Annotated in this window: 17 protein-coding genes and 1 pseudogene; 8 read left to right on the top strand and 10 right to left on the bottom strand. The window is 69.9% G+C overall.

What is annotated here, in order from left to right:
* The 5 genes from AC1DXV_RS06030 to AC1DXV_RS06010 form a co-directional block, all read right to left on the bottom strand.
* The coding region (locus tag AC1DXV_RS06030) for an RICIN domain-containing protein (protein WP_477932843.1) at positions 1 to 1,093 on the bottom strand (1,093 nt) is incomplete at its 3' end.
* 170 nt (positions 1,094 to 1,263) lie between these two features.
* On the bottom strand, positions 1,264 to 1,722 hold the full coding sequence (locus AC1DXV_RS06025; RefSeq protein ID WP_477866479.1) for a hypothetical protein: 459 nt from the start codon (positions 1,720 to 1,722) through the stop codon (positions 1,264 to 1,266).
* A gap of 17 nt (positions 1,723 to 1,739) precedes the next feature.
* Positions 1,740 to 2,474, bottom strand: coding sequence for a hypothetical protein (locus AC1DXV_RS06020; protein ID WP_477866481.1), 735 nt, complete (start codon positions 2,472 to 2,474; stop codon positions 1,740 to 1,742).
* A gap of 138 nt (positions 2,475 to 2,612) precedes the next feature.
* Positions 2,613 to 3,728 carry a PepSY-associated TM helix domain-containing protein gene (locus tag AC1DXV_RS06015; protein WP_477866483.1) on the bottom strand — a complete coding sequence of 372 codons (1,116 nt, stop codon included), beginning with the start codon at positions 3,726 to 3,728 and terminating at the stop codon, positions 2,613 to 2,615.
* On the bottom strand, positions 3,728 to 5,836 hold the full coding sequence (locus AC1DXV_RS06010; RefSeq protein WP_477932841.1) for a TonB-dependent receptor family protein: 2,109 nt from the start codon (positions 5,834 to 5,836) through the stop codon (positions 3,728 to 3,730). Before AC1DXV_RS06010 ends, AC1DXV_RS06015 begins: the two co-directional genes overlap by 1 nt.
* Positions 5,837 to 6,056: 220 nt before the next feature.
* Between AC1DXV_RS06010 and AC1DXV_RS06005 the strand changes: the two genes are divergently transcribed.
* Positions 6,057 to 7,040 (top strand): aldo/keto reductase, encoded by a 984-nt coding sequence (locus AC1DXV_RS06005; protein ID WP_477866487.1) that lies wholly within the window; start codon positions 6,057 to 6,059, stop codon positions 7,038 to 7,040.
* On the opposite strand, the gene AC1DXV_RS06000 is transcribed toward AC1DXV_RS06005, so the two are convergent.
* Positions 7,028 to 7,696 (bottom strand): GntR family transcriptional regulator, encoded by a 669-nt coding sequence (locus AC1DXV_RS06000; RefSeq protein ID WP_477866489.1) that lies wholly within the window; start codon positions 7,694 to 7,696, stop codon positions 7,028 to 7,030. The two genes, AC1DXV_RS06005 and AC1DXV_RS06000, sit on opposite strands and share 13 nt — an antisense overlap.
* Positions 7,697 to 7,749: 53 nt before the next feature.
* Between AC1DXV_RS06000 and AC1DXV_RS05995 the strand changes: the two genes are divergently transcribed.
* The gene (locus tag AC1DXV_RS05995; protein ID WP_477866491.1) at positions 7,750 to 8,646 is read left to right on the top strand and encodes an NAD(P)-dependent oxidoreductase; all 897 of its coding nucleotides are present in this window, start codon (positions 7,750 to 7,752) and stop codon (positions 8,644 to 8,646) included.
* A gap of 130 nt (positions 8,647 to 8,776) precedes the next feature.
* Here the strand turns inward: AC1DXV_RS05995 and AC1DXV_RS05990 are convergent, their stop codons facing one another.
* From AC1DXV_RS05990 to AC1DXV_RS05980, 3 genes and pseudogenes are all read right to left on the bottom strand, one after another.
* Positions 8,777 to 10,030: a Zn-dependent hydrolase gene (locus AC1DXV_RS05990; protein ID WP_477867320.1), complete on the bottom strand. Its 1,254-nt coding sequence runs from the start codon at positions 10,028 to 10,030 to the stop codon at positions 8,777 to 8,779.
* An 18-nt stretch (positions 10,031 to 10,048) separates the two neighbouring features.
* A pseudogene (locus AC1DXV_RS05985) lies at positions 10,049 to 11,185 on the bottom strand (diaminopropionate ammonia-lyase); the annotation flags it as partial.
* Positions 11,185 to 12,366 (bottom strand): M20 aminoacylase family protein, encoded by a 1,182-nt coding sequence (locus AC1DXV_RS05980; protein WP_477867318.1) that lies wholly within the window; start codon positions 12,364 to 12,366, stop codon positions 11,185 to 11,187. The gene AC1DXV_RS05980 and the pseudogene AC1DXV_RS05985, both read right to left, overlap by 1 nt.
* Before the next feature lie 115 nt (positions 12,367 to 12,481).
* Here AC1DXV_RS05980 and AC1DXV_RS05975 point away from each other — a divergent pair, with 115 nt between their 5' ends.
* From AC1DXV_RS05975 to AC1DXV_RS05955, 5 genes are all read left to right on the top strand, one after another.
* Entirely contained in the window at positions 12,482 to 12,958 is a 477-nt protein-coding gene (locus AC1DXV_RS05975; protein WP_047507213.1) for an Lrp/AsnC family transcriptional regulator, read from the top strand.
* On the top strand, positions 12,958 to 13,623 hold the full coding sequence (locus tag AC1DXV_RS05970) for an oxygenase MpaB family protein (protein ID WP_477932839.1): 666 nt from the start codon (positions 12,958 to 12,960) through the stop codon (positions 13,621 to 13,623). Before AC1DXV_RS05975 ends, AC1DXV_RS05970 begins: the two co-directional genes overlap by 1 nt.
* A gap of 87 nt (positions 13,624 to 13,710) precedes the next feature.
* The gene (locus AC1DXV_RS05965) at positions 13,711 to 13,932 is read left to right on the top strand and encodes a hypothetical protein (protein WP_477867314.1); all 222 of its coding nucleotides are present in this window, start codon (positions 13,711 to 13,713) and stop codon (positions 13,930 to 13,932) included.
* 5 nt (positions 13,933 to 13,937) lie between these two features.
* Complete coding sequence (locus AC1DXV_RS05960) at positions 13,938 to 14,312, top strand: hypothetical protein (protein WP_477867312.1); 375 nt, start codon at positions 13,938 to 13,940, stop codon at positions 14,310 to 14,312.
* A gap of 301 nt (positions 14,313 to 14,613) precedes the next feature.
* Complete coding sequence (locus tag AC1DXV_RS05955) at positions 14,614 to 15,696, top strand: AI-2E family transporter (protein ID WP_477867310.1); 1,083 nt, start codon at positions 14,614 to 14,616, stop codon at positions 15,694 to 15,696.
* Here the strand turns inward: AC1DXV_RS05955 and AC1DXV_RS05950 are convergent.
* On the bottom strand, positions 15,690 to 16,895 hold the full coding sequence (locus AC1DXV_RS05950; protein ID WP_477932837.1) for a lipase family protein: 1,206 nt from the start codon (positions 16,893 to 16,895) through the stop codon (positions 15,690 to 15,692). The two genes, AC1DXV_RS05955 and AC1DXV_RS05950, sit on opposite strands and share 7 nt — an antisense overlap.
* Before the next feature lie 152 nt (positions 16,896 to 17,047).
* On the opposite strand from AC1DXV_RS05950, the gene AC1DXV_RS05945 reads away from it, so the two are divergent.
* Complete coding sequence (locus tag AC1DXV_RS05945; RefSeq protein ID WP_477867954.1) at positions 17,048 to 17,383, top strand: hypothetical protein; 336 nt, start codon at positions 17,048 to 17,050, stop codon at positions 17,381 to 17,383.
* The last annotated feature ends 181 nt before the right edge of the window (positions 17,384 to 17,564 follow it).

Below are 17,564 nucleotides of genomic sequence, written 5' to 3'. Positions count from 1 at the left end.
GTGCCGGAGCAGGTGCGGGCGCCGGAGCCGGCGTGGGGGCAGGAGCTGGGGCAGGTGCCGGAGCGGGCGCAGGGGCCGGCGCAGGCGCCGGGGACGGCGCCGGGGCGGCCGCGACCAGCGTCCACTTCTCGGTCTCGCCGCCGTTGCAGCTCCACTGGCCGATGTGGCCGCCTTCGGCCTTGCTGAAGTTGCCGACGTCCAGGCACTTGCTGCTGTGCTTGAAGCGCACGTTCACCAGGCCGCCGCCGAGGTTGTCGAGCGTGAAGCGCTGGTTGTCGCCGCCGACGTACTGCCACTGGTGCACGTTCGCGCCATCGGCGGTCGACACGTCCTGCACGTCGACGACCTTGCCGCTGTTCGCATTGGTCAGGTGGTAGTAGCCCTCGGTGTCGCGCACCAGGTCGAACAGGCGGCCGAGCGAGCTGTTGCACGACATCTGCACGATGTCGGCGCCGCTGACCGTCGAGTCGCCGGCGACGGCCAGGCACAGGCCGCTGAAGTTGGAGCGCACGCTGTAGCGCGACGACGGGGCGGGGGCCGGCGTCGGGGCCGGGGCGGGCGCAGGGGCCGGAGCGGGCGCGCCGGCCACCGGCACGAAGGTCCACTTCTCGCTCTCGCCGTCGTTGCACTCCCACTGGCCGATGTTGCCGCCGGGCGCGCGGCTCGAATTGCCGACGTCCATGCACTTGTTGCTGTGCTTGAAGCGCACGTAGTACTTGCCGCTGCCCAGGTCCTGCAGCGTCACGCGCTGGTTGTCGCCGTTCAGCCAGGTCCACTGGTGCACGTTGGCGCCGTTGGCCGTGGAGATGTCCTGCACGTCGACGACCTTGCCGCTGTTCACGTTCACCAGCCGGTAGTAGCCCTGGCTGTCGCGCTGCAGGTCGAACTGGCGGGCGGGCGAGGTGTCGCAGGTCGATTGCACGACGTTCGCGCCTTCGGCGGTCGAGCCGCCGTCGACCGCCAGGCACAGGCCGCTGAACGATGAGCGCACGGTGTAGCGGCCGGCGGCGAGGTCGGCCGCATGGCCGAGCTGCGTGAATCCGGCGCCGACGATCAGCGCGAGGCAGAGCTTGCTGCTTCGAAACGGAAACATGGGTTGTCCTCCTGAGGGGGCTGAAGTTCGCCCGGATGGTAGGAGGGCAGCCCGTGTCGGACTGGAACCGGTTTCACGCGCTTGCAATGCTTGCGTGAGGTGGCATGAATTGGTACGTGTTCATCGTGATTTCGAATTGAGGCATATCGAAATCACGATGAACGGGGTGTTCAGAAGGCGGCGATCTGCACCAGCGGCCGGTCGAGCAGCGAGCGCAAGGCCGCGCCGAGCGCGTGGGTCAGGCGCTCGCACTCGGGCCAGTCGACGCTGCCGGAGTGGGCGCACACAATGATGACAAGCGGCGGCTCGTCGCAGCAGGGCAGCACGGCGATCGAGCCGGTGGCATGCACGAACACCGCGGAGCGCAGGCCACCCCACGGCGCGAAGTGCCGCCGCTGGCGGTGGTACAGCTGCCAGTAGCGGGTGGCGGATTCCCAGACCCCGCCGCTGCGGGTGCGGCCGCTGGTGGAATCCACGGTACCGGTCGAGGCGTCGACGAGGGCGCAGCCCTCGACGCCTGCCTGCCGGCACAGGCCTGCGAGTGCCAGGGCGACCGGATCGCGCGGCGGGCGCGGCGCTTCGAAGGTGAGGGTGGGGAGGGCGATCTGCGGGATGTCCGAGTGCTGCATCGATGTCTCCTTGGGGTTCAGCGGCTGGCCAGGCCGAGGCGCCGGCGCAGCGCGTTCAGCAGGCCGCCCGAGGCGCGGGTGGGGCGTCGCGCCGGGGCTTCGGCGCACGGCGCCGCGGCCGGCGAAGGCGAGGCGGGCTCGCCGCTCGCGCCCACCGGCTCGAGGTGCAGCAGGTTCGCGTTGGCCATCCGCGTGATGAAGGCCACGCACTTGTCGGCGGCGACATTGCTCAGCCGCATCAGCTTCTCGAGATCGAGCGAGCGCGTGAGCATGAAGCTCGCCAGGCGCAGGTTGTCGTTGTCCTCCCACATCAAGCCGCTGGGCGGCCAGCGGCGCAGCCGGAAACGGCAGCCGGCGGACAACTGCGTGAACGTGGCCGGGGCCTCGCCGGCGAAGCGGTGCTCGGCGCATTCGAGTGCCTCGACCAGCGCGTCGGGCTGCAGCGGGCTCGCGAGCACCGTGCCGGGGGCGCGGCCGGTGCGCCACGCCAGCGCACGCGCATCCTGCGCAGGCGGCGCCAGGTGCAGCGTCACCAGCGGCGGCTCGAGCATGCCGCGCACCGTGTCGATCTCGAGGCCGGCCACCAGCACGACCTCGGCGTCGCCGTCGTGCACCACCTGCCACGGGTGCTGCAGCTGGCGCGTGGCATGGGCCAGGCAGCGGCGCACCGCGCCCTCGTCGCGTGCGTCCAGCCCCTGCAGCAGCAGCCGCAAGGGCCAGCGCATCAGCTGGGTCTCCATCTCGTCGCTCATGTCCGTGCGCCTTCGTGTCCAAGTCGGAACCGGACACGCTAGCGAACAGTTCTGCAGGAACGATGCAGAAGCCGCCGAGGACACCCCAGACAAATGACCGCTGCGCGGCTCAGCGCCGGCTGACGAGCCGCAGGGAGGTCAAGGCCGGCGGCGCCACCACAGCCACACGCCGGTCAGCCCGAGGCCGCCGAGCGCGAGGCCGCTGAAGAAGATCAACACCTGCTGCGGCAGCCCGCCCAGCTCGCCGACGTGCAGCGGGTAGACCCAGGCCACCGCGCGGCTGCCGGGATCGAGGTCGCTCCAGCGCTGCACGGCCAGCACCGCGCCGGTGTGCGGGTGCAGCCACACCGAGGTGAGCCCGTTCGGGTGCGGATCGTCGGGCAGCCGCATGCGCACGCGCACCGGGCGGTCCGGGCCGGGCAGCTGGATGTAGCCGATCGGGTCATTCGGGAACTGCCGCCGCGCTTGCGCGGCCAGCTCGTCGACCGTGGCGGGCGGGCCGCCCGGTGCGTCTTTCGGCTCTTTCGGCAGCACCGGCGGGCGCGCGAAGGTGCCGCCGGCCAGGAAGGTGACGAACTCGCCGAGCGGCCGCCAGGCCATGTACGCGCCGCTCGCCACCGATACCGCGATCACCAGCCCCATCACGATGCCGCCGCTGCGGTGCAGGTCGAACAGCCCGCGCAGCACGCCCTGGCGCAGCTCGATGCGCCACGACGGCGGCCAGCGCCGCGGCCACCACAGCACCACGCCGGTCACCAGCATCGCGAGGTACACCAGCGCGCCCCAGGCGAGCATCGCCTTGCCGGTGTCCTGCAGCAGCAGCGAGCTGTGCAGCTTGAACGTGAAGCCGACGAAGCCCTCGCTGTCGCCGCGCCGGCCCTGCTCGCGGCCGGTGGACGGGTCGAAGTACACGGTGCCGCTCCAGCGCTTGCCGCGCACCAGCACCCACAGCGTCTCGTCGGCGCTGTGCGGCGGGCGGAAGGTCAGCACGCTGGCGCTGCCGAACTCCGCGACCAGCCGCTGCCGCATCGGCTCCAGCGGCACCGCGGCGCCGCCAGGGGTTTCAGCCTGGAACAGGTTCGGGTGCGCCCAGCGATCGACCGGCTGCGCGACCACCAGCACTGCGCCGAGCAGACCGACGATGGCCAGCACCCAGCCGACGCTGAGCCCGAGCCAGCGGTGCAGCCGCAGCCAGACGCGGCGCAACCCCTGGCGCCGCGACGGCGCCTGCGGCACTTGCACGGCGGCGGACATCAGAACGCCACGCGCGCCTGGACCCAGGTGGTGCGCGGTGCGCCCACCATGCGGCCGGCGTTGCCGTCGACGTTGCGCGTGTAGTAGCGCTTGTCCGTCAGGTTGTTGACGCCGAGCTGCACGTCGATCGCGGTGGCGGTCGGCAGCTTCCAGCCGACCTGCGCGTTCCACAGGCGGTAGCCGGGGACCAGGCCCGTGCCGGCGGTGGCCGATTCGTTCCAGGTGTTGGCGTTGTCCGAGAACTGCGAGCTCTGGTGCGTGCTCGACAGGCTGAACGACCACGCGGCCAGCCGGTAGCGGGCGCCGACGGTGTCGGTGTCGCGCGAGTAGAACGGCACCTCGTTGCCGGCCGTGTCGCCCGATTCCTGCAGCGCGCGGGTGTGCGTGTAGTTCGCGAACACGTTCAGGCCGGCGAGGGCGCTGTCCTTGTCGAAGCTGTAGTCGAGTGCCGTCTCGATGCCGTCGTGCTTGGTGGCGCCCAGGTTCTGGAAGACGACGTTCGGGGCCGTCGTGCCGGCGACCTGCTGGATCTGGTTGTCGAAGCGCAGCCGGAAGGCGGTGAGTTCCGCGCTCAGCGTCGCGCTCTTCCAGCGCGTGCCGAGTTCGAAGGTCTTCGCCACCTCGGGCTTCAGCGGGTTGTTCGACGTCTGCGAGTTCAGCTGGATGTTCTGCACCGGGCCGAACGAGGTGTTGTAGTTGCTGAACAGCGTCCACTCCGGAGTCACGAGCCAGGCCACGTTCAGCGACGGCAGCGCCTTGTCGTTGTCGGTCTCGAAGGTCTTGCCGGTGCCGTCGATCCGCGTGGTGCTGATGTGTTCGAAGCGAACGCCCGGCGTGATGCGCCAGCTGCCGATCGCGATGCGGTCGTCGACATACACCGAGTGCGCATCGGTCTCGTTCTCGAAGCGGGTGGTCGCGCTGACCGCGCCGCTCGCGAGCGGCGCGGTGAAGCTGTTGTCGTCACCGCGCTCGCGGATGAAACGGTAGCCCACCGTCACGTCGTGCGCGACGCTGCCGAACGCGAGGCGCTGCGTGTAGCGCGGCTCCACGCCCAGCACGCGGTAGTTGCGCGGCTGGTGCGTCAGCACCGTGCCGGCGGCGTTGATCAGCACGCTCGCGCGCGAGCTCTCGTTGTAGTAGAGCCGCACCTCGGCCTCCTGCGTGGCCGACAGCGGGTTCAGGTACCCCAGGTCGATGCCCTTGCGCACGCCGCTCCAGTAGTCGGTGGGGCGGGTGTTCTGGAACGGGTCCACGGTGTATTGCGCCGGCGTCAGGCCGCCGGGCGTGCGCGACGTGACGTCGTAGTACGACAGCTTGCCGTAGACCTCGGCCTTGCCGTCCAGCGGCTGGCGGAACTTGACGGCCAGGTCGTTCACCTTCTCGTCGCTGGCGGCGCGCCATTCGCTGCCGTCCAGGCCCGAGTACAGCAGCGCGAGGCCGAGGCCGTTGTCCAGCTCGCGGCCGAGGAACAGGCTGTACTGCGTGTTGTGCCCGCCTTCGCCGAAGCTGTTGTAGCGCACCGTGGCATCGCCGCTCAGCGCCTCGGTCGCCGGGATCGAGCGGGTGTTGAAGTTGATGATGCCGCCGACGTTCTGCGGGCCGTAGCGCACCGCGCCGCCGCCGCGCACCACGTCGACCGACTCGATGTTGTTCAGGCTCACCGGTGCGAACGACAGCTGCGGCTGGCCGTAGGGCGCGACCGCCAGCGGGATGCCGTCGAGCAGCACGGTGGAGCGCGGCGAATAGCGCCCCGTCAGGCCGCGCACGCCGATGTTCAGCGAGATCGCGCTGCCGGCGCTGCCGGAGTTCTCGGTCGATTGCACGCCGGGGATGCGGCGCATCACCTCGCCGATCGACACGGCGCCGGTCTGCTCGATCTCTTCCTTCTTCACGACGGTGCGTGCACCGGCGAAGCTCTTCACGCTGTTCTGCAGGCCGCTCCCCAGCCAGTTGCCGCTGATCTGCACCGGCTCCAGCGTGACTTCAGGGGCGGCTGCGGCCGGCGCATCGGCCTGCTGCGCGCGCACGGCGAACGGCCAGGCCGCGATGGCGAGCGCGACGGCCGTGAGCGGGCGGGCCATCGGCCGCAGGAAGGGTTGAACTGCCATGGAAAACATACTCCGGGGCCCGGTCGCGGGCAGTGTGCTGGCTGGGCGACCCACGGGCAGGACGGAGATCCGTGCGAGAGCGCGATGGCTGGCGATTGATGAAACGATGGCGACATTCGCCGACACCGCGGATGATAAATCGCCGGCGACCCGCGATGAGAAAGGTTCGCAATTGAAAAATTATCGATAATCCCGGAAGGAACCCACTGGAGACGTTTCCATGAACTACCGCGAACTCGGCCGCACCGGCTGGAAGGTGTCGACGATCAGCTTCGGCGCCTGGGCCATCGGCGGCACCTGGGGCCAGGTGAACGACGACGAATCGATGGCCGCGCTGCACCGCGCGCTCGACCTGGGCGTGAACTTCTTCGACACCGCCGACGTGTACGGCGACGGCCACAGCGAGCGGCTGATCGCGCGGCTGCGCAAGGAGCGCAGCGAGCCGTTCTACGTGGCCACCAAGGCCGGCCGGCGGCTCAGCCCGCACGTGGCCGAGGGCTACAACCGCGAGAACCTGACGGCCTTCGTCGAGCGCAGCCTGCGCAACCTCGACACCGAGGCGCTCGACCTGCTGCAGCTGCACTGCCCGCCGACGCCGGTGTACTACCTGCCCGAGGTGTTCGGCGTGCTCGACGACCTGGTGCGCGCCGGCAAGCTGCGCCACTACGGCGTCAGCGTCGAGAAGGTCGAGGAGGCGCTGAAGGCGATCGACTTCCCCGGCGTGCAGTCGGTGCAGGTCATCTACAACATCTTCCGCCAGCGGCCGGCCGAGCTGCTGTTCCGCGAGACGCTGGCGCGCCGCGTCGGCATCCTCGCGCGGCTGCCGCTGTCGTCGGGGCTGCTGTCGGGCGGGCTCACGCGGCAGACGCAGTTCGCTGCCGATGACCACCGCAGCTTCAACCGCGAAGGGGCGGCGTTCGACAAGGGCGAGACCTTCTCGGGGCTGGACTACGAGAGCGGCCTGGCGGCGGTGGAGGCGCTGCGCCCGCTGGTGCCGGCAGGGCAGTCGCTGGCGCAGTTCGCGCTGCGCTGGATCCTGATGCAGGAGGCGGTGACGTGTGCGATCCCGGGCGGCCGCCGGCCGAAGCAGATCGAGGAGAACATGCGCGCGGCCGACCTGCCGGCACTGTCAGCCGAGACGATGAAAGCTGTCGATTCGATCTACGAGAAGCACGCAAAAGCCCAGGTCCATCACCGCTGGTGATCGGCCGCTTCGAGGTAATCCCGCTTCGCGAGCTGCAGATGCGCGACGCACAACTCCGCCAGGGCCGCGTTGTCGCTGCCTTTCAGCAGCCGGATCATTTCCAGGTGCTCGTCGGCCGCGGCTTCGGCGTGCCCGGCGGCGGCGGTGCGCTGCGCCCGCACCGGCAGGCTCAGCCACATGTAGTGGCGGATCGAGCCGATCAGGTACGGGTTGCCGCAGCCGCCGAACAGCGTCAGGTGGAACTCGTCGTTGATGCGGTGCACGGTGCCGTGGTCGCCGGCCCGCAGCGCCGCGATGAACTGCTGCTGCAGCGCCTCCAGCGCCGCGACCAGCGCGGGATCGGCCGGCAGCGGGATGCGCAGCGCCGCCTGCCGCTGCAGCAGCTCGCGCACCTCGTAGATCTGCCGCACCTCGGTGGCGGCCAGCGCGCGCACGCTCGCGCCCTTGTTCTTCTCGCGCACCACGATGCCGATGCGCTCCAGCTCGGCCAGCGCACGCCGCACGCCATGCCGCGTGGCGCCGAAGCGCGCCATCAGCGGGTCTTCGACCAGCCGGCTGCCGGGCGCGAGGCGGCCGAAGATGATGTCTTCGCCGAGCAGGCGGGCGACGTCCTGGGCCTCGGCGGGCAGCGGCGGGGGTTCGGGGCGGCGCGTCATGAGCGGTCGATTCTGCCAACAGTCCCATCCACAAGACACCAGGAGACAAGCGAATGAGCAAGATCGGATTCATCGGCGCCAGCGGCCTGATGGGCCATGGCATGGCGAAGAACCTGCAACTGAAGGGCCATGCGCTGCACCTCACCGTGCACCGCAACCGCGATCGGGTGGCCGACCTGGTCGAGCGCGGCGCGGTGCAGGTGGACACGCCGGCCGAGCTGGCCGCGCGCTGCGACGTGGTGTTCATCTGCGTCACCGGCACGCCGCAGGTCGAGGGGCTGTTCGCCGGCGACGGCGGGCTGCTCGCGCGGCCGAAGCCGGGGCTGGTGGTCATCGATTGCTCGACCAGCGAGCCGGCCTCGACCGCCGCGCTGCGCGAGCGCTGTGCCGCGCAGCAGGTGCTGCTGATCGATGCGCCGCTCGCGCGTTCGGCTGCCGATGCCGAAGCCGGGCGGCTGACCGTGATGGTCGGCGCCGAGCCGCAGGATTTTGCGCGCATCGAGCCGCTGCTGCGCTGCTTTGCCGAGAACCTGCACCATGTCGGCCCGCCGGGCGCGGGGCATGTCGTCAAGCTGCTCTACAACTTCATGGCGCAGGCCATCTGCACGTCGACGGCCGAGGCGTTTGCGGTCGGCCGGCGCGCGGGCGTCGACCTGGGGCAGCTGGTGGCGGTGACGACGGTCGGTGCGGTCAACTCCGGCCTGTTCCAGGCGATGGCGAAGACGCTGCAGGGCGACGTGAAGGGCTTGTCGTTCGAGCTCGACAACGCGCGCAAGGACCTGCGCTACTACACCCACCTGGCCGAGAGCCTGACGGTGCCGGCCTGGCTGGGCGAGGCGGTGCACCAGTCGCTGACGCTGGCCAGCGCGCTGGGCCACGGCGCGAAGTTCGTGCCCTCGCTGGTCGAGGCGCAGGAGCAGATCACCGGGACGACGCTGGTGCCGCGCTGAGCCGCCATCCGTTCGCGCTCAGCCCAATCCGTTCGGGCTGAGCCCAATCCGTTCGGGCTGAGCTTGTCGAAGCCTTGGTGCCATGCGCGCAGGCCCTTCGACAGGCTCAGGGCGAACGGATTGGCGCGGGTCAGGCCTCATCGGCCAGCGCCCGCAGCACATCCAGCAGCACGTTCGCGCCGTCGCGCAGCTGCCCGGGTGCGGTGAACTCGCGCGGGTTGTGGCTGATGCCGCCGCGGCTGGGCACGAAGATCATCGCCGACGGCGCGATGCGCGCGATCATCTGCGCGTCGTGCCCGGCGCCCGAGGTGATGCGCCGCTGCGTGAGCCCGCGGGCCGCGGCGGCGTGCTCGATGAGGCCCACCAGGTGCTCGTCGAAGCGCACCGGCTCGAAGCGGGCCAGCGAACGCGCGGTGATCGCCACACCCTGTTCGGCCGCCAGCCGCTGCATGAAGCCGGCGAGCTCGGACTCGGCGCGTTGCAGCGTGGCTTCGTCGGTGTTGCGCAGGTCAACCGTCAGCGTGGCGCGCGATGCGATCACGTTGATCAGGTTCGGGTGCAACTCGATCGCGCCGACGGTGCCGACCTGCGAGCCGCCGAAGCGCAGCGCCAGCTCGCGCACGAAGACGGCGATCGCCGCCGCGCAGTGGCCGGCGTCGCGTCGCAGGTGCATCGGCGTGGTGCCGGCATGGTTCGACTGGCCCTGGATCGCGATCGACTGCCACGAGATGCCTTGCAGGTCGTGCACCGCGCCGATCGCGATGCCTTCGGCCTCCAGCACCGGCCCCTGCTCGATGTGCAGCTCGACGAAGGCATGCGGGCGCAGCGTGCCGCAGCGCATCGCGCCGGCGAAGCCGATGCGTTGCAGCTCGTCGCCGAGGCGCGCGCCATCGGTGCCGATCGTGTCGAGCGCCTGCTGCAGCGGCAGCCCGCCGGCATGCACCAGCGAGCCCATCATGTCGGGCATGAAGCGCACGCCCTCCTCGTTGGTGAAGGCGGCCACCACCAGCGGGCGGCGCGTGCGGATGCCGTGCGCGTCGAGCCAGTGCACCACCTCCAGCCCCGCCATCACGCCGTAGATGCCGTCGTAGCGGCCGCCGGTGGCGACGGTGTCGATGTGCGAGCCGGTCATCACCGGTGTCAGGTCGTGCGTGCCGGCGCGGACACCGAACAGGTTGCCGATCTGGTCGACGTGCACCTCGAGCCCGGCTTCCTGCATCCAGCGCACCAGCTGCTTGCGGCCTGCGCGGTCGGCATCGGTCAGCGCGATGCGGCAGACGCCGCCGCCGTCGATCGCGCCGATGCGCGCGTGCTGCTCGATGCGCTCGATCAGCGCGGCCTCGTCGATGCCGTCGTTCGAGCGCCAGGCGGCTTGCGCGGCCAGCACCGTGCCCGCCGAGCGGCCGGTGAGCGACGCGTACACACCCGGCGCCGTCGAGCCTTCGGTGTTCAGCAGCAGCACGCGGGCGTTCGCGTCGAGACCCAGCTGACCGGCCGCGGCGATCAAGCCCGCCAGCCCGGCCGCGCCCGATTCGCCGGCGAGCACCGGCACATCGCCGGCACTGCCTTCGGCGAGCGTGCGCATCGCCTGCACGGCCGCGTCGTCGCTCACCGTGATGAAGGCATCGACGGCCGGCTGCAGGAAGCGCCACGCGAGCGGCGAGGTCTCGCCACACGCCAGCCCCGCCATCACCGAATCGACCGAGCCACTGGCGCGCGCCGGCTGCCCGCTGCGTGCGCTCTGCAGCAGGCAATCGGCCTGCTCGGGCTCGACGACGATGAACACCGGCCGCTGCGCGCCGAAGCGCTCCCAGAAGTGGCTGACGATGCCCGCGGCCAGCCCGCCGACGCCGCCTTGCACGATGACGTGCGTGAATGGCGGCCCCCCTGTTTCCAGCACCTCGTCGGCGATGCTGCCGTAGCCCTGCATCACGTCGCGCGGGATCTCTTCGTAGCCGTCGTACGAGGTGTCGGAGACGACTGTCCAGCCGTTCGCCGCGGCCAGCCGTGCGGCCTCGCGCACCGAGGCGTCGTAGTCGCCGGCGATGCGCACGATCTCGGCGCGGAACGCGGCGATCGGCGCCTCGCGTTCGGCGCTGACGTGGGCGTGCAGCACGATCACGCAGCGGCAGCCGATGCTTTGCGCGGCGGCCGCGAGCGCGCGGCCGTGGTTGCCGTCGGTGGCGCTGATGACGACCAGCTCGCGCAGCGCCTCGGCATGCTTCCCGGCCAGCAGGTCGGCCGCTTGCCAGCCGCGATCGGGCCAACGCCGCAGGATCAAGCGCAGCAGCGCGAGCGGTGCGCCCAGCGCCTTGAAGCTGCCGAGCGGCGAGCGCGTCGATTCATCCTTCACCGCGAGGTGGGCGATGCCCAGTTGCGCGGCCAACCGCGGTAGCGGCCACAGCGGCGTGGCGCCTTCGTTCAACAGCGACCAGGCGCGCAGCCAGCGCCGGCCCTCGCGCCCTGACTTGATATTCAGGATCGCCCGCAGCGCGTCGTCATACGGCCGGCGTTCGGCCCGTGGGTTGAGGAACAGCATCAGGCCTCCCGCCGCGGCAGCCGCTGGCGAATGATTTCCGCGAAGAAGCGCGCGCCGATCGGCAGCAGCGCGTCGTTGAAGTCGTAGCGCGCGTTGTGCAGCGGCACGGCGCCGGGGCTGTCGCCATCGCCGTTGCCGATGAAGACGAAGGCGCCGGGCACGACGCGCAGGAAGGCGCCGAAGTCTTCCGAGATCATCATCGGCGCGACCTGGTCGTCGACGCGGTCCGCGCCCACCACCTCCACAGCGGCGGCCACGGCCACCGGCACGCATTGCGCCCAGTTCACCGTCGGCGCGAACTCGTGCGTGTAGTCGACCTCGCAGCGTGCGCCGTGGGCGCTGCAGATGCCCTCGCACAGCTCGCGCATGCGCCGTGCGAGAAGAGCCTGCACCTCGGGCGCATAGCTGCGCGTGTCGCCCTTGATCGTGACGTGCGTCGGCAGCGCATTGCGGATGCCGTCGGTGACGAACTCAGTGCACGAGACGACGGCCGGCAGCCCCGGATCGACCGAGCGCGCGACGATGGTCTGCAGCGCCAGCACGATCTCGGCGCCGATCACCAGCGGGTCGACGGCCATGTGCGGGCGCGCCGCGTGGCCGCCGCGGCCGGTGATGCGGATCACGAAGTTGTCTTCGCTGGCCATGATGCCGCCCACGCGCGTGGCGATGTGGCCGACCGGCAGGCCGGGCATGTTGTGCGCGCCGTAGATCTCGTCGATGGGGAAGCGCTCGAACAGGCCGTCGGCCATCATCGCCGCCGCGCCGCGGCCGTGCTCTTCGGCGGGCTGGAAGATGAAGCGCACCGTGCCGTCGAAATCCCGCCGCTGGGCCAGCAACTGCGCCGCACCGAGCAGCATCGCCATGTGGCCGTCGTGCCCGCAGGCGTGCATGCAGCCGGGGTTCAGCGAGGCGTGGGCGCGGCCCTCGGCGGCTTCGGTGAGGGCGAGGGCATCCATGTCGGCGCGCAGGCCGATCGCGCCGGTGCCGCGGCCGACCGTCAGCGTGCCGACGACGCCGGTGCCGCCGATGGAGCGGTGCACCTCGATGCCCAGCAGCTCGAGCACGCGGGCCACGTGGTCGGCGGTGCGGCGCTCGTTGAAGCCGGTCTCGGGGTGGCGGTGCAGGTGGTGGCGCCAGCTTTGCAACTGGGCTTCGAACTCGGTGGCTGACGGGATGGACATCGCGGGCTCCGGGCGAGGCGGATGCTGCATTGTCGGCAGCAGCGCGTGAGCGGATTCACCGCGATTCAGCGTGGCGTGATGCGTTTGTCCCGTTTTGCTGGCCGAGAATGGGTGAATGGACCGACTCGACACCCAGATCCTGAACCTGCTGCAAGACGATGCATCGCTGCCGATGCGCACGCTGGCCGAGCGGGTGCACAGCTCGCCGGCCACGTGCCAGCGGCGCATTGCGCAGCTCAAGGCCTCGGGCGTGCTGATGAAGCAGGTGGCGATCGTCGACCGGCAGCGCGTGGGGCGGCCGCTGACGGTGTTCGTCTCGGTCGAGCTCGACAAGCAGAACGATGCGCTGCTGCGCAACTTCGAGAAGAAGATGGCCGCCGAGGACGACGTGATGGCCTGCTACGAGGTGTCGGGCGAGTTCGACTTCTTGCTGATCGTGAACTCGGCGTCGATGGAGCGGTACCACGCGTTCACGCGCGAGGTGTTCTCGTCGAACAACAACGTGCGGAATTTCAAGAGCACCTTCGCGATGAACTGTTCGAAGTTCGAGACGCGGATCGCGCTGGCCGAGCCGGGGGAGGCCGGGGCTTGATGACGGGGATCGAGGCGCTGTACTACGGTCGGCACCGGCTGACGTTTCGCATCGGCACCTACCTGGCGCTGATCCGCATGATGGGCATCGCGCACCTGGTGACCACGCTGTACGGGCATGCGCAGCTGGTGTCGCAGACGCAGGCGCGGCTGGCGCGCACGCGGCAGACGCTGCGCGAGCTGATCTGCCATGGCTTCGACAGCGAAGCGGGGCAGGCGGCGGTGCAGCGGCTGCGAGATGTGCACCGCCACGTGCCGGCGGATGCGAGCGACTACCGCTATGTGCTGGCGACGTTCTTCCTGGAGCCGCTGCGCTGGAACGACCGGCATGCACGGGTGAAGCTGGAGGCGCACGAGACGGCGCTGCTGCTGGGTTTCTGGCAGCGCGTGGGGCTGGAGATGGGGATGAGCGACCTGCCCGAGACGCTGCCGCAGTGRCAGCAGCTGCAGCGCGAGTACGAGGCGCGCTGCATGGCGCGCACGCCCGAAGGCGAACGCCTGGCGCGCCTGTGCCTGCGGGATGTGGTGAAGCTGACGGTGCCCTTCGGCACGCGCTGGGCGTTCCGGCAGGGGATGCTGGCGACGATGGAGCCGGGGGTGCGGGAGGTGTTGGGGTTGGGGGAGGCGAGGGGGTGGGTGCGGTGGATGGCGCGAGCTGTGTCGTGAAGATGGCACGGGCCTGCGGCCCCGGCCTTGTTGCCATGCCATGGAACGCAACGCAAAATGCCGGTACCTGCCCCACCAGGAGAAACGATGACACTGTTCGAGCGAAATGTGCTTGCTTATGAGCAACAACTTCCCCGCCTTCTTCAAAACGATGAGGGGAAGTACGCGTTGATCCGCCAAGCCGAAATCGTCGACGTGCTGGAGTCGGAAGACGCAGCCATCACGGCGGGATATGAACGCTTCGGCGCGAGTGACTTTCTGGTCAAGGAAGTGCTTCGCAGCGATCTGGAGCTCATCCAGCGCACATAGTCTGCATGCCTGCCACCGCGTTCCCGAAGTCGACACTCGGGGCGATTGTCCACGTTGCGCTGTTGCCCAGCTCGCGCCATCGTCTTGCGACCGCGAGCTTGCTCAATCCACCTGTGGAAGCTCGCATCCGCATGCTGCTGGATACAGGCGCAGAAAACTCTTGCGTTGACTGTCGGCATATCGATGCGGCTTGGAACCTTGCCCCTCTCACCTTTCATCTGAGCCAGTCCATGGGCAGCCTCAATCGTGTGCCGGTGTTCGACCTTGAGTTGAAGATCATGTCGGGACCGAACGCGACTTTGCCGTTCTGGGTGCACGATCCTCTGCTGATACCAGTCGGAGCAACAAGCCCTTTGACGGCCTTCCTTATGACGGCGTGATCGGGCGTAACGTCTTGGATCGTGGCGTGTTGATCTATGACGGAATCAACGCACATTGCACGTTGGCTTACTGAGCAGTTGCCTTCGAGTCATTGAGTAGTGATGAACCGCAGATGCGGATGCATCCACGCGGGAGCGAGCGGCAGGTCTTTCAGCAACCGAGCTCGATCCGCGGCGGACAAGGTCTTGCGCAGTGCTCGATGCGTTCCGGCGTGACGTGTTGCTCGCCGACGCTGCGCAGGGCAGCGAACACGAGGCTGCTCATGGGGCTGGCAGGAACACCGATTGCCCGCGCCCCTGAATGGACCGTCCCGATCCCGACAACGACACCCCCGAGCATCCCGCCGACGCGCCACCCCGAGCCGGCCTGACCCGCAACCGCGTCTCGGTCTTCGCGCTGGCCGTCATCACGCTGATCGTGCTGCTGCTGTGCTGGCGCATGACCGAGCCCTTCATGTCGGCGCTGGTGTGGGCGGTGGCGCTGGCGATCGTCGCGAACGGCCTGCACCGGCGCATTGCCCGGCGCATGGAGAGCCGCCCGAACCTGAGCGCCGGCCTGACGACGGCCTTGCTGGCTGCCGTGCTGCTGGTGCCGGCGGCGGCCGTGGCGCCGGTGGTGGTGGACAAGGCGCGCGAGGGCTGGGAGCACCTGCGTTCGGACGAAGTGCGCCAGCGCATCGACGAGCTGGTGCGCGACAGGCCCACGCTGGCGCGCGCCGTGGCCTGGGCGACGAAGCAGATGCCTTCGAGCGACGAGATGGCCAAGCAGCTGGCACCGCGGCTGCAGGGCTTCCTGACCGGATCGCTGTGGGGCAGCGTGCAGCTGCTGGTGACCTTCTTCGCGCTGTTCTACCTGCTGCGCGACCGCGACCTGGCGCTGCGCTGGCTGCGATCGATCCTGCCGCTGACAGGCCGCGAGACGAGCCGCATCTTCAAGCGCGTGGCCGAGGTGGTGCGTGCCAGCGTGCTGGGCACGGTGCTGATGGCGGCCGCGCAGGGGCTGCTGGGCGGGCTGATGTTCTGGTGGCTCGGGCTGCCGGCGCCGGTGCTGTGGGGGCTGGTGATGTTCGTGCTTTCGATGCTGCCGGTGCTGGGCGCGGCCATCGTGTGGATCCCGGCGGCGGGGCTGCTGCTGCTGGAAGGCAGCTGGGAGAAGGCGCTGATCCTGGCGCTGTGGGGATCGATCGTCGTCGCGCTGGTCGACAACCTGCTGTACCCGGTGCTGATCGGCCGTCAGCTGCGGCTGCACACGCTGCCGGCGTTCATCGCGATCGTCGGGGGCCTGGTGGCGTTCGGGGCGACGGGGCTGGTGATCGGGCCGCTGGCGCTGGCGATGGGCGTGGCGTTGCTGGAGGTGTGGCGCAGGCGGCTGCCGGCTCACTGATCGGTGCTGCGGCAGGCGGGGGTCGGTGCCGTGCCATCGAACCGGGCCTGCGTCCACGCCATCAAATCCTTCACCAGCGGCGAATCGGCCGCGACCAGCGACAGGTGATCCCGCTCCGCATACCGCCGGTGGTCGATCACCCGCCCCGCCTGGCAGCGCGCTGTGACGAAGCGCGACTGCAGCTCGGGCAGCACCACCTCATCCGCCAACCCTTGCGCCACCAGCACCGGCTGCACCCACGGCCCGAGCGGCGTGTTCTCGGCCAGCCGCTGGCCCAGCGCGCCACCCGTGGGCGGCGTGGAGAAGATGCTGCCCCCGGCCGCCACTGCCTCGAGCGCGGTGAACGCCGCCTTGCCGCCCGCGATGCAGCGTGACGCGATGTCGCGCGCCACCAGCGCCGGCCAGCCGCGTGCGTAGGCGTCGAACTTCACGTCGCCATACGTGTCGCTGTAGGCCTGCAGCACGTACGACGAGGTGATGCGGCCGAGCGGCGTGTGCTGCACGGCGCTCATCAGCGCCGGCAGGTCGCTCGCCGGGGCGAGGGCGGCGATGCCGGCCAGCGGCACATCGGGCGCGTAGGTGGGCGCGAGCATGCCGGCCCACAGCGCAGCGTTGCCGCCTTGCGAATGGCCCCAGGCGACGGTGCGGTCGGCGAGCGCCACGCCCGCCATCTGCCGCGCGGCCCGCACCGCATCGAGCGCGGAGCGGGCCTGGCCGGTGCCGACGAGGTAGGGGTGGATGCCGGCGGCGCCCAGGCCCACGTAGTCGGTGGCGACCCAGACCCAGCCCTGGGCCAGCAGCGGCTGCAGCGCGGGCGCGTGGGCGAACGGATCGCCCAGCAGCGAGGGCGCGCAGCCGCGCACGATGCCGGTGCTGCCGTGCGCCCACGCGACGACCGGGCGCGGGCCGGCGGGTGCATTGCGCGCGACCATCACGATGGCGCTGGCGAGGGCGGGCGAGCCGTCGTCGCGCGTGGTGGCGTGGAGGATGCGCCACGCGACGGCGCCTTCGGGCACGCCGCGGGTGAAGGGCTCCTGGCGCAGCAGCGTGCCGGGGCGGAAGGGGACGCGGTAGGTGGCGTTGTAGAAGGGGTCGGGGGTGGTGGGGAGGGTGAGCCACCAGGCTGCAAAGATGAGCAAGAGAGCGAGCAGCGGCGCGGCCGCCAGGGCGATCAGCAGGAGACGTGGCAGGCGGCGCATCGGGCCGATTCTGCGGCAGGGCGCGTGCTACATTGGCCGCGCCCCGGCGAGAGCCTGGGTCGAGATTGGCGTCTCGGAAGATACCCGCGTGAGGCCGCCCACTGGCGGCTTTTTCATCACGCGCGCGCATTCAACTTCTGGAGCCAATACGCATGAGCATCGATGCCGCTGACGACGAGGAGTCTCCCTCGTCCTTTCCCTCGCAGTTCGAGGAATTTCGGTGGACCGATGAGTCGACGGACGATCGGCCCATCGAGGCGCGTCACCTCAATCAATTGATTGGGCAGACGATCGATGTTGCCGATGGGGTTCGAGCGCTGCTGGAGATTGCCGAGTTCGATGATTGGCTGCGCATGGACGATCACACACCGCTGATCGATCGGTGCCGACACGATTCGCTGAGGCGCTTGAGCGTCACGGCGTTGCGGCTGCTGTCGGAGGAGGCGGAACGGGTGGGAGAGTGGGCGCGAACCGGCGCACGGCGGTGACGTGGATGCAAGGACCTATGGCATCTGTCGCTTCACGTCACACAGTGCGGATCTCAACTACGAATGATCGATGTTTGTCGACACCTCCACATTGAACGTGAACACCAAGCAGCCAATATGCCTTTCACCGGTAGCTGCGTTGCTGTTTGCCTCAATTGCGCGAGCTGTGACATGCAATGAG

It is taken from the genome of Rhizobacter sp. P3_C12, from assembly GCF_056402735.1.
The sequence above is the reverse complement of the archived record's forward strand: the minus strand, read 5'-3'. Positions and strand labels throughout refer to the sequence as shown.

What these genes read in the sequence shown, in the direction of transcription:
- AC1DXV_RS06025 (WP_477866479.1), bottom strand. Translation starts at nt 1,722, where the DNA reads ATGCAGCACTCGGACATCCCGCAGATCGCCCTCCCCACCCTCACCTTC.
- AC1DXV_RS06020 (WP_477866481.1), bottom strand. Translation starts at nt 2,474, where the DNA reads ATGAGCGACGAGATGGAGACCCAGCTGATGCGCTGGCCCTTGCGGCTG.
- AC1DXV_RS06015 (WP_477866483.1), bottom strand. Translation starts at nt 3,728, where the DNA reads ATGTCCGCCGCCGTGCAAGTGCCGCAGGCGCCGTCGCGGCGCCAGGGG.
- AC1DXV_RS06010 (WP_477932841.1), bottom strand. Translation starts at nt 5,836, where the DNA reads ATGGCAGTTCAACCCTTCCTGCGGCCGATGGCCCGCCCGCTCACGGCC.
- AC1DXV_RS06005 (WP_477866487.1), top strand. Translation starts at nt 6,057, where the DNA reads ATGAACTACCGCGAACTCGGCCGCACCGGCTGGAAGGTGTCGACGATC.
- AC1DXV_RS06000 (WP_477866489.1), bottom strand. Translation starts at nt 7,696, where the DNA reads ATGACGCGCCGCCCCGAACCCCCGCCGCTGCCCGCCGAGGCCCAGGAC.
- AC1DXV_RS05995 (WP_477866491.1), top strand. Translation starts at nt 7,750, where the DNA reads ATGAGCAAGATCGGATTCATCGGCGCCAGCGGCCTGATGGGCCATGGC.
- AC1DXV_RS05980 (WP_477867318.1), bottom strand. Translation starts at nt 12,366, where the DNA reads ATGTCCATCCCGTCAGCCACCGAGTTCGAAGCCCAGTTGCAAAGCTGG.
- AC1DXV_RS05975 (WP_047507213.1), top strand. Translation starts at nt 12,482, where the DNA reads ATGGACCGACTCGACACCCAGATCCTGAACCTGCTGCAAGACGATGCA.
- AC1DXV_RS05965 (WP_477867314.1), top strand. Translation starts at nt 13,711, where the DNA reads ATGACACTGTTCGAGCGAAATGTGCTTGCTTATGAGCAACAACTTCCC.
- AC1DXV_RS05960 (WP_477867312.1), top strand. Translation starts at nt 13,938, where the DNA reads ATGCCTGCCACCGCGTTCCCGAAGTCGACACTCGGGGCGATTGTCCAC.
- AC1DXV_RS05955 (WP_477867310.1), top strand. Translation starts at nt 14,614, where the DNA reads ATGGACCGTCCCGATCCCGACAACGACACCCCCGAGCATCCCGCCGAC.
- AC1DXV_RS05950 (WP_477932837.1), bottom strand. Translation starts at nt 16,895, where the DNA reads ATGCGCCGCCTGCCACGTCTCCTGCTGATCGCCCTGGCGGCCGCGCCG.
- AC1DXV_RS05945 (WP_477867954.1), top strand. Translation starts at nt 17,048, where the DNA reads ATGAGCATCGATGCCGCTGACGACGAGGAGTCTCCCTCGTCCTTTCCC.